The organism is Streptomyces sp. NPDC092370, from assembly GCF_044755265.1.
Taxonomy (GTDB): Bacteria; Actinomycetota; Actinomycetes; order Streptomycetales; family Streptomycetaceae; genus Streptomyces.
Genome location: NZ_JBIVQO010000006.1, coordinates 271,216 through 283,359, shown reverse-complemented (window position 1 = coordinate 283,359; position 12,144 = coordinate 271,216). Strand labels below are relative to the sequence as shown.

13 protein-coding genes and 1 pseudogene are annotated in these 12,144 nt (G+C 72.6%); 8 read left to right on the top strand and 6 right to left on the bottom strand.

The window, feature by feature from the left end:
- The first annotated feature begins 242 nt into the window (after positions 1–242).
- Complete coding sequence (locus tag ACIQHQ_RS20505) at positions 243–1,088, top strand: TIGR02452 family protein (RefSeq protein ID WP_402613312.1); 846 nt, start codon at positions 243–245, stop codon at positions 1,086–1,088.
- Here the strand turns inward: ACIQHQ_RS20505 and ACIQHQ_RS20500 are convergent.
- The 3 genes from ACIQHQ_RS20500 to ACIQHQ_RS20490 are packed head-to-tail and all read right to left on the bottom strand — an operon-like array spanning position 1,051 to position 3,167.
- A complete protein-coding gene (locus tag ACIQHQ_RS20500) occupies positions 1,051–1,497 on the bottom strand; it encodes a type II toxin-antitoxin system PemK/MazF family toxin (RefSeq protein WP_402613311.1) in 447 nt (148 codons plus the stop codon). The genes ACIQHQ_RS20505 and ACIQHQ_RS20500 overlap by 38 nt on opposite strands.
- Before the next feature lie 28 nt (positions 1,498–1,525).
- Positions 1,526–1,696 carry a hypothetical protein gene (locus ACIQHQ_RS20495; protein WP_402613310.1) on the bottom strand — a complete coding sequence of 57 codons (171 nt, stop codon included), beginning with the start codon at positions 1,694–1,696 and terminating at the stop codon, positions 1,526–1,528.
- 25 nt (positions 1,697–1,721) lie between these two features.
- Positions 1,722–3,167, bottom strand: a complete 1,446-nt coding sequence (locus ACIQHQ_RS20490; protein WP_402613309.1) for an amidase — start codon at positions 3,165–3,167, stop codon at positions 1,722–1,724.
- 238 nt (positions 3,168–3,405) lie between these two features.
- Here ACIQHQ_RS20490 and ACIQHQ_RS20485 point away from each other — a divergent pair, with 238 nt between their 5' ends.
- Positions 3,406–4,794, top strand: a complete 1,389-nt coding sequence (locus ACIQHQ_RS20485; RefSeq protein ID WP_402613308.1) for a glycoside hydrolase family 43 protein — start codon at positions 3,406–3,408, stop codon at positions 4,792–4,794.
- Between the two features lie 58 nt (positions 4,795–4,852).
- Here the strand turns inward: ACIQHQ_RS20485 and ACIQHQ_RS20480 are convergent, their stop codons facing one another.
- Positions 4,853–5,302: a spore-associated protein gene (locus ACIQHQ_RS20480; RefSeq protein ID WP_402613307.1), complete on the bottom strand. Its 450-nt coding sequence runs from the start codon at positions 5,300–5,302 to the stop codon at positions 4,853–4,855.
- A 344-nt stretch (positions 5,303–5,646) separates the two neighbouring features.
- Between ACIQHQ_RS20480 and ACIQHQ_RS20475 the strand changes: the two genes are divergently transcribed.
- From ACIQHQ_RS20475 to ACIQHQ_RS20460, 4 genes and pseudogenes are all read left to right on the top strand, one after another.
- Entirely contained in the window at positions 5,647–6,564 is a 918-nt protein-coding gene (locus tag ACIQHQ_RS20475) for a hypothetical protein (protein ID WP_402613306.1), read from the top strand.
- A 59-nt stretch (positions 6,565–6,623) separates the two neighbouring features.
- Positions 6,624–7,343 (top strand): annotated as a pseudogene (locus ACIQHQ_RS20470) (SAM-dependent methyltransferase); the annotation flags it as partial.
- Between the two features lie 102 nt (positions 7,344–7,445).
- Positions 7,446–8,243, top strand: a complete 798-nt coding sequence (locus ACIQHQ_RS20465) for a serine/threonine protein kinase (RefSeq protein WP_402613488.1) — start codon at positions 7,446–7,448, stop codon at positions 8,241–8,243.
- Entirely contained in the window at positions 8,240–9,796 is a 1,557-nt protein-coding gene (locus ACIQHQ_RS20460; RefSeq protein WP_402613305.1) for a protein kinase, read from the top strand. The genes ACIQHQ_RS20465 and ACIQHQ_RS20460 overlap by 4 nt, the downstream gene beginning before the upstream one ends.
- Before the next feature lie 62 nt (positions 9,797–9,858).
- Here ACIQHQ_RS20460 and ACIQHQ_RS20455 read toward each other — a convergent pair whose 3' ends face one another.
- Positions 9,859–10,044, bottom strand: a complete 186-nt coding sequence (locus tag ACIQHQ_RS20455; RefSeq protein WP_402613304.1) for a hypothetical protein — start codon at positions 10,042–10,044, stop codon at positions 9,859–9,861.
- 420 nt (positions 10,045–10,464) lie between these two features.
- Between ACIQHQ_RS20455 and ACIQHQ_RS20450 the strand changes: the two genes are divergently transcribed.
- Positions 10,465–10,914, top strand: coding sequence for a hypothetical protein (locus ACIQHQ_RS20450; RefSeq protein ID WP_402613303.1), 450 nt, complete (start codon positions 10,465–10,467; stop codon positions 10,912–10,914).
- Positions 10,915–11,033: 119 nt separating this feature from the next.
- On the opposite strand, the gene ACIQHQ_RS20445 is transcribed toward ACIQHQ_RS20450, so the two are convergent.
- Complete coding sequence (locus tag ACIQHQ_RS20445) at positions 11,034–11,165, bottom strand: hypothetical protein (protein WP_402613302.1); 132 nt, start codon at positions 11,163–11,165, stop codon at positions 11,034–11,036.
- Between the two features lie 548 nt (positions 11,166–11,713).
- On the opposite strand from ACIQHQ_RS20445, the gene ACIQHQ_RS20440 reads away from it, so the two are divergent.
- Complete coding sequence (locus ACIQHQ_RS20440) at positions 11,714–12,142, top strand: VOC family protein (RefSeq protein ID WP_402613301.1); 429 nt, start codon at positions 11,714–11,716, stop codon at positions 12,140–12,142.
- Positions 12,143–12,144: the final 2 nt, after the last annotated feature.

Here is a 12,144-nt window from a genome sequence, read left to right as displayed (position 1 = left end):
GCCCGGATCGGGATCACTCGTCCCACCCAAGACGCTCACGCCGCTCGGCACAAGGGGGCGAAGCGGGGCGTTCCCGGGCGGTCATACGGTACGGCCCGGCGTTTCCCGGCGATTTCCTCCGCGTTTGCTCCGGCGGTGAAAACTCCGTTGCACCGGAGATCGCACATCGCCCACCATGCCTGCGTGAGCACGACAAGAAGGGCCGCGCGGCGCGCGGTCACGGCGCGTACGGGGGTCACGCCGTGAGCGCACGCCTGCGCGGTATCGCGCAGCAGACGGAACAGATCGTCGCGGCCGGGGCCTACCGGGCGCCGGACGGGCGCGAGGTGTCGATCGCCGCGGAACTGCGGGCGGCGCGCGAGGGAACCCGCCTGTACGGGCCGGAGCCGGTGCCGGTGGCCGCCGATCGGGTGACCGGGGCGGGGGAGACGCTCGTCGAGGTCACGGGCGAGAGCAGCCTGGAGGCGGCCCGTCGGCTCGGCGGTCACGTGGCCGTGCTGAACTTCGCCTCCGCCCGCAATCCGGGCGGCGGCTACCTGAACGGCGCCCAAGCGCAGGAGGAGGCCCTGTGCCGGGCCTCCGCGCTGTACACCTGCCTGCTCGAGGCCCGCGCCTTCTACGACCACCACCGGGCCCACCGCGACCCGTTCTACACGGACCGTGTCATTCACTCACCGGCCGTGCCCGTCTTCCGTGACGACCGGGGCGCACTGCTGGCCGAGCCGTACACCGCCGGCTTCCTGACCTCTCCCGCGCCCAACGCGGGGGTGGTGCTGCGCACGGCGCCCGAACGGGCCGCCGAACTGCCGCGGGCCCTCGCGGTGCGCGCCGAACGCGTGCTGGAGACGGCCGCCGCCCACAGGTACCGCGGGCTCGTCCTGGGCGCCTGGGGCTGCGGGGTGTTCCGCAACGACCCCGCGCAGGTGGCGCAGGCGTTCCGGGCGCTGCTGGGGCCCGGCGGCCGGTTCGCGCGGGCTTTCGAGCATGTGGTGTTCGGGATCCTGGACCGGACGCGGGACCGTGTGGTCCTGGGAGCCTTCGAGCAGGCGTTCAGCTCCAGCCGTAGCGCTCCTGGAGGCGGCGCCTGACCAGGTTGAAGCGCATGCGGTCCAAGGCGCAGGCCTCCCGGCGCATGCCGTCCTCGTGCAGACGCAGCACCCGGTCCACGTCGACCCACGAGTCCCGGCCCGTCCGGTCCCACGGCCCGCCGCCGATCGGCACCCACTCCCGGTCGCCGTCGTGCCGCTTGCTGGACAACTGCACGGCCAGGAACGTACCGCCCGGCTCGCGGGCGACCACGAGTACCGGACGGTCCTTGCCGCGGCCGTCGTTCTCCTCGTAGGGCACCCACGTCCAGACGATCTCCCCGGGGTCCGGGTCGCCGTCGTGCGCGGGGGAGTACTCCGTTTGCACCCCGCCCACCTGGCGCGGGTCGGCCTGGACGGTGGCGGAGGGGCCGTGACGGCCCGGGACGTTCTCATCGGTGTACGCGGTCACGGGGGCACCCTAGAGGCCGCCCCCGTGATCACGCCCGACGGGGCACCTGTCGTCCGTCGGCACCTTCTGGGCCTGCCCCGCTGGGGGCGGAGGTGTCCTGCGGTGCCTGCCCGGTCCGGCCCGTCGAGGCGAGCGGCCGGCGGGCGAGGCCCAGCCCCGTGCCGCCCATGGTGAGCGCCTTGGCGAACAGGTCCGCCATGCCGTCGGCGCCGCCTTACCGTCGCTCAGGCGGCAGCGGAACGCGCCGTGAGCGGGGGTGACGGCCACTTCTCGGCCCAGCGCAGCTCCGCCTCCAGTTGGGCGGCCACCTGTACGAGCAGGGGCTCACTGTTGGCCGGGCCCAGCAACTGCGCGCCGACCGGCAGGCCGTCCGGTGTGAAACCGGCGGGCACGCTGACGCCGGGCCAGCCCAGCACGTTCCACGGCCAAGCGTACGGGCAGGCCGCGATCATCGCCCGGTCGGTGGCGAACCCGCTGAGTTCGAGCAGGGCGCCGATCCGGGGCGGGGGAGCGGCGGTCGTGGGCGCGAGGACCACGTCGTACGAGGTGAAGAAGGCGCCGATCCGCTGGTGCAACACGGCCTCCGCACGCCGGGCCGCCCGCAGCGGGGCCCCGCCGAGCAGCCGGCCCAGCCTCGCCGCGTCCCGGGTGCGCCGGTCCAGCAGGGCCGGGAAGGGCGCCTCGCCCACACGTTCGGCGATACCGGCCGTGGCGCGCGGCACGAAGGTCAGCCCGATCTGCCCGTACGGCGGGTCCGCCTCCTCGACGATGTGGCCCAGCGCCGCCAGCCGCTCGGCCAGTTCGACCACCCGGGTGCGCACCTCGGGCAGAAGCCGGGCGGGCACCGCGGTGAAGGGCGGTTTGAGGGAGAGCGCGATGCGCAGCCGCCCGGGGTCGCGGCCGACGGCCCGGGACACGTCCAGGGGCGGGGGCTGGTGCGGGTCCCGCTCGTGGTTGCCGCTCGCCGCGTCCAGCAGCAGGGCCGCGTCGGCGACCGAGCGGGCCAGGGTGCCGTTGACGGTGATGCCCTGGAAGGACTCGCCGCGGGGCCAGGTCGAGACACGGCCGCGCTGGGGCTTGATGCCGACCAGGTGGGTCCAGGCGGCCGGGATCCGCACGGAGCCGGCACCGTCCGAGCCGAGTGCGGCGGGCACGAGCCCGGCGGCGACCGCGGCGGCCGAGCCTCCCGAGGAACCCCCCGGTGTGTGGTCCGTGCTCCAGGGGTTGCGGGTGGCACCGAAGGCCGGCCCCTCGGTGAAGGGCCACTGCCCGAACTCGCAGGTGTTGGTCTTGCCGATGATCACGGCCCCGGCCGCGCGCAGCCGCCGCACCGCCTCGCCGTCCTCGGCGACCGGTGGGAACTCCCCGCAGCAGCCGAACGCGGTCGGTTCGCCGGCCACGTCCATGTCGTCCTTCACCGCGACGGGCACTCCGAGCAGCGGCTTGTGCGCGCTGTGCGAGGCCGCGTCCCGGTCCGCGGCCAGCTCCCGGTCGGCGGCCTCGGCCTCGGCGAGCGCGGCTTCGGTCCGGACGATCCGGAAGGCGTTGAGGCCGGACTGCGTCGCCTCGATGCGCGCCAGCGTCCGCTCGACCAGCGCCCGCGACGTCACCTCCCCGGCGGCCAGCGCACGGGCGGTCTCCGCCAGGCCTTCGCAACGGTCGAGCGTCATACGGACACCTCCGGAAGCGGCTTGTCTACCGAACGGTAACGTCCGGTGGCCGGTGGTGGAATGCCGACGGCAGGAGTGGAGGTTCACCCGCGGGCCACATCTTCCTCACTGGGCACATCGACCCCTGTTCAAACCATTGACGCCCCTCCGCTTCGCCCTTACGTTCTGAGCCCCCACCTCTGATCGGGTAGCCGAACCTTGTTCGGCATGTCGAACCCGTGTCCTAGGAGAGCCGCCCGTGACTCCACACCCCGCTGCCCCGTCCCGCCGCACGCTGCTGCGTGCCCTGGCCGCCGTGCCCGCCTCGGCGGTCCTGCTCGGCGAAACCCCCGGGCTGCTCGGCAGCGCCCTGGCCGCCGCGCCCCCGAGCGGCTCGGCCACCCGCTACACCATCGTGCCGTTCCTCGACAGCGACGACGGCACGGTCAACGTCTACCAGTCGGACGACGCCACCGACTTCCGGCTGCTGCGCTCCTCCGCATACACCCCGCCCGCGAACCGGATCCGCGACGCGAGCGTCATCCGGCACACCGACGGCTTCTACTACGTCACCTACACCACCCACACATGGCAGGACCCCAGTACGACCATCGGCTTCGCCCGCAGCTCCGACCGCGTCAACTGGACGTTCCTGTACGACTACACCGTCCCCGTCGCCAATCTCTCCCGCGCCTGGGCGCCCGAGTGGTTCGTCGACGGCGACGGCAGCGTGAGCATGATCGTGTCCTGCTCCACCAGGGACGCCGAGTGGATCTTCACGCCGTACCTGCTGAGGGCCACGAACGCGGCGCTCACGGCGTGGAGTTCCCCGGTCGCCCTCTCCGGCATCGGCGCCAACCACATCGACACGTTCATCGTGAAGATCGGCTCCACGTACCACGCCTTCCCGAAGAACGAGACGACGAAGTACATCGAGTACGCCACCGCCTCGAACCTCACCGGCCCGTACACGATCCGCCGGACGGGCGACTGGGCGGGCTGGGGCAGCTACCGCGAGGGCCCGGCGCTGGTGCAGCTCGACAACGGTGGCTGGCGGATCTTCTTCGACGGCTACGGCGACGGCAACTACTACTACAGCGACAGCTACGACACCTTCGCCACCTGGTCGGCCCCGGCCGCACTGCCCGCGATCTCCGGTACGGCGCGGCACTTCACGGTCGTCAAGGAGACGGTCACGGGCGGCCCGGCGCTGGCCCGGAACACCACGCGTTCCTTCCGCTCGGCCAACTACTCCACCCGCTACTGGGAGCAGCAGTCATCCCTGCTCAACCTGCCCGTGGTCAGCGCCTCCAGCAGTACCGCCGAGAAGCAGGCCGCCACCTTCACGATCGTCGCCGGTCTCGCCGACGGCAGCGGCTACTCCTTCCGGGACGCGGCCGGCAATTACCTGCGCCACTGGGACTTCCGCGCCCGGTTCGACCCGAACGACGGCACGAGGACCTTCGCCAGGGACGCCACCTTCATCCTCCGCGCCGGGGGGTCCTCGGGCTCGGTCCGCTTCGAGTCGTACAACTACCCGGGGTACTACCTGCGCCACTACGCCTACCAGTTGCGCGTGGAGCGCTCCAACGGAACGGATCTGTTCCGACAGGACAGTTCGTTCGTGCCGGTGACGGCCTGGGCGTAGGCGCGGGGCACGGAGAAGCCGGGCCCCACGGTCGCCCGTGGAGCCCGGCCGGGGAAGGTCAGCGGGTGAAGGTGACCCGGTGTTCCTTCAGGGAGCCGCAGTTGGAGCCGTACACCTGAACGTACGTGTTGGCGATGCTGCCGCCCCAGTCCACGCAGTGGCCCTTGCCGTAGGCGTAGGTGGGTCCGGCGTACGACGTGAAGAGGCCCTCGTCGTAGTCGCTTTCCTCGGTGTCCGGAACGGAGACCCAGGCGGACATGGCCACGGCCGTGCCCGGGTTGTTGCGGATGGTCGTGACGCAGTTCTTGCCGTTGGAGGCGTTGTACGTCAGGTAGACGGTCCCCAGCGAGCCGACGGTCGCCGAGTTGACCGTCTTGTAGCCACTTCCACAGACCTTCTGCGGAGTGGTGTTGGGTGCGGCCGAGGCCGGCGACGCCAGGGCGGTCATGGTCCCCACGGACAGGGCCGCCACGGCCGACGCGGCCAGGATGGAACGGGTGAATCGCATATTTCCCCCATGCAACTCTTCGAGGTGGTTGCTCCTGCATGGTGTGACCCGCGGGGTGCCCCATGGGTTGTGCTTCAGTTCGCAGGAAATTCAAGGGAGTTGGATTGAGCGCATGCGGGGGTGGCGGCCCTTGGCGCGAGGCCCGAGCTTTCCCGGACGTCGCTCTGCTTACTCGCGTGTCACTGAGAGCACACGCGAGATTCAGAGGATCTGTGCAGGGGCGTCACACAGACTGCACACCACCCTTTCAAAGTCTCGTTAGCGTTACGGCTCGCTCCCACGTGCGAACGTGACCAGGCCGCGGCCGGCGAGCCGCCGGAACAGCCAGATCGGGAAAACCACACATGGACTACTGCTCCTCGTGCCGTCGGCACCTCAACGGCGCCTTGGTCTGCCCGGGGTGCGGCGCCTACGCCCCCGACATCGACCCCTCCGCCGCGGGCGGCCGTTCCGGTCCGGTCCGCGTGCCCGCCATGAGCTCCGGCGTACCGGCCGCCTGGGAGTCCCCGGCCGCCACCGGCACCTGGCACGACGGGACCGTGTGGGACGAGACTCCCGCCCGCCCGCAGGAGAGCACCGGCTCCGGCTCGTCGGAGGGGTGCGACCCCCCGGACGCCGACACGGCCGAGGGCTATGAAGCAAGGCCGGAGGGGCGGGCGGCCCGGCGTCGTCAGATGGCCCGCTGGAAGAAGAACCAGCGCAGGGCCGTGGTGGCGACGGCCGTAGCGCTCGTCGGAGGCGGTCTCACCGTCGCCGCGATGAACGGGAACGCCAAGCCCGGCGTGCAGGCGGCCACGACGCCGCAGGACACGACCATGGGCGGCGCCGAGGGGGAGGCGCCCGCGTACTCCGAACCGACTACGAGCCGGCACGACACCGCGCGCTCCTCGCCCGCCACCGCGCCGCACAACGACCGCGCCTCGCGCCACGAGCGGTCCCGGCCGGCCGACCTCGGCGGCACCCCGTCGGACACCCGCACGGACGCGGCCGCCGCGCCCCGTGAGCTTCCGCTGACCACATCGTCACAGCGCAGGACCGTCCCGGACACCGTCGACACCGTCACCGGCGGCGCGGGTTCCTCCGGTTCGTCCGGTTCGACGGTCACCGAGCCGACGACCCCGCCGGTCGCCGGGTCCGACCAGGACGCCCAGCAGCCGACGTCCCCCTCGACACCCCCGCCCGCGACGACCACCCAGCCCGAGACGCCCCCCTCCGACTCCAAGTCCAAGGACCTCTGCCTGCTCGTCATCTGCCTCGGCTGACGAGGTGCGGCCACCGGCTACCGGTGGCCGCACGCGCCGCCCTCCGTACCCTCGGGCGCCTGACCGACGAGTGCTTCCGGCGCCCGCGGCTGGCCGCGGCGCAGGACGCCCTCGACCCCGACCGCCACAGTCTCGACCCGTATGCCCATGGGGGAGGAAACAGGGCCCGGCAGGTGCTCGATCCCGGATGCGGGACAGGCGTCGTCGCGTTGCTGCCGACGGCACCCGGCATCGAGGCCGTCGGCGTGGGTCCCGCCGAGGCGTCCTCGGACGTGGCACGCGGCACGCCGGGCGGCGGCCGGCTGCGGTGGATCGACGGCGATGCCGCGGCCCTGCCGCCGCTCGCCGCCGACCTCGCGACGAGGACGGGCAACGCCGCCCAGGAGATACCGGCTCACAGGACTGGCACAGGACCCCTGTGAGGGGTCCGCGCGGCGCTGCGGCCCGGCGGGCGCCTGGTGTTCGAGACGCGGAGACCGGCCCCGTCGCGCCTGGGAGGAGTGGAACCACGAGGGCCCGTACGGCGTGACAGAGGTAGCCGGCGCCGGCGCCGTCGAGTCCGGGCCGGCCTGCTCGACGTGAGCGGACCGCTGGTGACGTTCCGGTGGACCTGTGCGTTCGCCGCTCACGGGTGGACCCTGACGCCGGTCTCGACACAGCGCTTTCGCGAGCGGCGGGAGGTCGAGACGGAACTCGTCGCGCCGGGTTATGTGGTGGAGGGCGTACGGCACGCACCGGACCGGCCGGGCCGGGAGTTCGTGTTCGTCGCGCGACGCCCGGAAACAGCCCGCGGAGGCGGCCCCGCCGGCTCCGCGGCAAGCGGAGTCCGACCGTACAATCCTCGCGACCAAATCGGGGGCGACAGCAGCGGGGGAGTCCGCGTGGAAACGATCATCGTGCAATTGCCCGGTACCGCCCAGTGGGGTGAGGACGAGACGGGCAGTCCCGAACTGATCCACCTGGGGCCTGGGGACATCGCGGAATTCGGACGCGGCGGGGCGGGGGTCCGCATCGTCCTGACCGACCCGGGGATCTCCCGCCGGGCCGGGCAACTGGAAGCGGCCGGGGATTACTGGCGGCTGTCCAACTTCAGCCGCAACGTCTCGTACGTGGTGGAGAACCTGGAGGGGGCCGGCGAGTACCTCACCGTCGCGCCGGGGCGGCTCGGGGCGCCCGTGCCCTTCGAATTCTCCCGCGTGGTGCTGCCCGCTCTGTCCGGCACCGCCATGTTCAAGGTGTTCGCGCCCCAGCACGCCTACCTCGGCGAGCAGTCCGTGCCGGGCGGCGGCGATCAGACCGTCCACCCCTTCGCCCTGGACCCGACGTCGAAGTACTTCCTCGTCCTGGTGGCCCTGTGCGAACCCCGGCTGCGTGACCCCTCCGACTCGGCACTGCCCGGCGTCGGGCAGATCGTCGAACGGCTGCGGCCGCTGGAGTCCTGCCGGGACCTCACCCGCTCCGCGGTCAACTACCACATCGACTACCTCGCCTTCGCCAAACTGCGCCTGGACCTCGGCGAGGAGGCCACGGCCGCCGCCGACGGCGGGCGCACCGGCGCCAAGCGCACCCGGCTCGCCTCCGTCGCCCTGCGTTTCGGCCTGGTCCGCGAGGAGCACCTCCGCCTGCTGCCGCCCCGCGGCGCCGCCCGCCTCACCGACCCGCAGAAGGCGGGCGCATGACGACGCCGGACGAACGGGACGACGATCTGGAAGCGCCCCGCCCACCCGGCCTCCCGGAGGGGTTCCGCATCGAGGGATGGGAAGTGGGCCCGGTCATCGGCTCCGGCGGCTGGGGCACCGTCTACGAGGCCCGCAAGGCCGACGACGGCACGCCCGCGGCGGTCAAGGTGCTGCCGACCGGCGCCCTGGGCCCCGGACAACGCGCCACACTCGGGGAACTCGTGGCCCGCGAGGTCCGTTTCAGCGCCGAGGCCGACCACCCCCACCTCGTCCGCACCCACGCCGTGTGCACCGTCGAGGCACCCGAACTGCCCTCCCTGGACGGCGCGATCGCGCTGGTCATGGACCGGGCCGAGGCCAGCCTCAAGGACGTACTGGACGCCGCGGAGACGGGCGGGCCGATCGCGGACGCCGACCGCGTCCTGCGCGGCGTCGCCGCCGGACTCGCCCACATGCACGACGCCGGCTGGGTGCACGGCGACCTCAAGCCCGCCAACGTCCTGCTGGGCCCCGGCGGTCAGGTGTGGCTGGCCGACTTCGGTCTCGCCGCCGAACTCGACGGCACCCACGCCCACTTGCCGCCGCTGGGCACCCTCGACCATCTGCCGCCCGAGTGGTGGTCGCAGCGCACCGGCGCCCAGGGCGCCGTCGTCCGGCCCACCGCCGACATCTGGGCCTTCGGCGTCCTCGCCCACCAGGTGCTCACCGGCGGACTGCACCCCTTCCCCGGCGCGACGGCCCGGGCCCGCTCGCTCGCCGCCCAGACCTACGCCCGCGGCACCGCGCCCCTGCGCCTCGACGCCGGCCTCGACGAGGACATGCGCCGGCTGATCGCCGACTGCCTGTCCCCCGACCACGCCACCCGCCTCCCGCACACGGCCGCAGGTGTCGCCGCCCGGGTCCAGGCCGTCACCGGCGGCCCGCACCGCCGCCGAAGACGACTGGTGCCCGCAGCCACGGCCGGACTCGTCGTCCTGATCGCCGCCGCGGTCGCCGGGGCGGCCCTGCTCGGGGGTGGCGTAGGCGGCACGCGGGACGAAGACCGGGACACCGCAGCCGTCACCGGTACGCCGACGTCCGGCCCGCCGGCCGGCGAGATCCCCGAGGACTCCGACGTGCCCGAGGAATTGCGCCCCGTCATCGCCCGCGCGGCGCACCGCTGCACCGACGAGGAGATCACCCCCGCCCTGCTCGCCGCGCTGGTCAAGGCGGAGAGCAACTTCGACGCGAACGCCTCCCGCCCGGAGAGCGAGGAGTACGGCATCGCCATGTGGACACCGTCGGTGTTCCGCGCCTGGGCCGTGGACGGGGACGGGGACGGTGACAAGGACCACATGTCGCCGCCGGACGCGATCTCCACCATGAGTCTGTACGTGTGCTGGCTCGACCAGCGCTTCAAGCAGGCCGGGCTGCCGAAGAAGGACCTCCCCGCGCTCGTCGCGGCCGGCTACCGCACCAGCGACCGCACGGTCATCGAGGAGCGCGGCGTGCCGGAGCGGGTACGGCCGCACGTCGACAAGGTGATGCGCTACCTCGCCGAGTACGAGCGCTGAGCCGCACGAACGCGAGCGCTGGACGGAGCCGCGGCCCCGTCCACCGCTCGCGTTCGTTCCCGTCACGGCGCCGGCCGGCCGCACTCCGGGACGTTCGGCAGCCGGTTGTCCGGCGAGCTGATGCAGAGGAGCGAACGGGTCAGCCGGCCGAGGCCGGTGTACGCCTTGCCGTACGACTGCCCTCCTGGTGCAGCGACACCATGTCCTGCCGAGCACAGGGTGACCTCGTTCGCTTCCTGGTCGATCACGCCGGCGGTGACACCGGGCGGGACCCGGCGGACGCGGAGGTGTGGACAGTACCGGCGGTCTTGCCCGTCCCGAGTTGTGCCGCCGCACAGCTCCGGAGTGACGCGACCGCGACGACGGCCGCAAGCGCGGCCGCGCCGCGCCGCGCAGGAGCATGCGCATGGTCGCCCTTCCCGGATCGCCCGGCTTGTCCTACCGGACCTTGGCCCGCGGCGCCACGACAGGACTCCGGGCGGGGCGGTGGTCCTGATGAATGTCAAGGGCTCGGGCCGAGCGGGGCCACCTGCGGATTCGACCCTGATAAGTGTCAGGTGTCGGCGGTGCGGTGACGCCCCGTACGGTCACGACAAGCGAGCGACGGCCGGCCGGGGGCCGGTCGCCGCGCACGCCCTGATCCACCGCCGACACACGAAAGAGGGCTCATGAGCCGCCGATCACTCAGGACACTGCTGGCCGCGGGGGGCGCCGCCGCGGTGATGGCGCTCCTTCCGACCTCCGCCCAGGCCCAGCCGTACTCGGGCGGCAACTACGGGGCCTACGGCATGGAGGGGCAGTACCCCACCACCTCCTTCTGCACGGGCACCTTCCGGCAGATCGGGCCCACCCAGTACGCCGAAGGCATGGCCCTGAAGTACTTCTACTCCGACAAGTGCGGCTCGTTCGCCCGGATCGAGAACTCCCGGCCCGGCTGCGCGGCCGTGCTGCAGCGTTCCAACAACGGCGCGGGCCGGGTCGACGGCTGGGTCTCCGAGACCGTCGACTCCGGCATCAACTACGCCTACACGCAGATGGGCAACAACCTCAACGGCCGCGTCTCGCGCGCCCTGCTCGCGTGCGACGGCCACGACCTGGTGAACACCGGCTGGTACTGAGCCGCGCACCACACGCGAAACGGGGGCGGCCGGATCTCCGGTCCGCCCCTTCGGCGTCCACGAGCGCGGGCCACCGGATTCCCGGTGGCCCGCCACAGGCGTATGGGGGGAACGGCGCGTCAGCAGTCCGGAACGCCGGCGGTCCTCTCGCCGCCGCGGATGTACAGGCTGTCCACCCAGGCGACGTCGCCGCCCGAGAACTCCATGACGGCGGTCCACCAGTTGTCGGTGCCGACGGCCGAGTCGTGCACGGTCTGGCCCTGCTTCCGGCAGAAGGCGTCCGCCCACCACCGCGAGCGGACCGCGAGCCGCGGGGACCCGGTGGTCGGCTGCTGGCGCAGGCTGACGTCGGTGGCCCAGATGTAGCCATCGGTGAGGGGCGCCGCTGCCGGCCGGGGCCGCCTGGACCGTGGTGGCGGGGCCGCCGACGGCGAGCGCGGTCACGGCGACGCCCAGGGCGGTGCGGCTGATCAGTCGCTTCATGTGTCTGTCCCCCGCAGGACGAAGGTGAGGATGGTGCGGCCGGAGGTTGCCCTTCCGGGTCCGCAGTGCCCGGAGCGGGCTGCCTGCCGACGGTCAGAACTGCGGGGAGACGCGGAACCGCGCGGTCCTGACGATGGTCAGGATCAGCGGTGTCATCCCGCACGGGTGAGGACGTGCCCGAGGGCCCCCGACACGGCGAAAACCGTTCGACGCCCCCGCCACCGCTGCCTATGATCCACCGTGCGGCATCGCGTGCCGGTCACCGGCAGGGTGAGGCATGGAGGCGCCGCGGAGATGCCCGTGGAGGCATTCAACCGTGTCAGTCGAGTTCAATCACACCATCGTCCTGTCCCGTGACCGGGAGAAGTCCGCTCACTTCCTCGCAGACATCCTGGGACTGGAGGTCGGCGCACCGGCCGGGGTGTTCCTCCCGGTGACGACCGACAACGGCGTCACGCTGGACTTCGCCACCATCGACGCCGACATCCCCCAGCAGCACTACGCGTTCATCGTCTCCGAGGACGAGTTCGACGAGGCCCTGGCCCGCCTCGTGAAGGCCCGCGTCCCCATCCAGGCAGACCCGCACGGCAACCACCCCCGTCGCATCAACCGCAACGACGGTGGCCGGGGCGTCTACTTCCTGGACCCGGCGGGCCACGGCATGGAGATACTCACCCGCCCGTACGGCACGGATCCGGACTCGGAGCTGAACGGAGTCACGGAGGACGTGCCCGGAGCGGTCTGAAC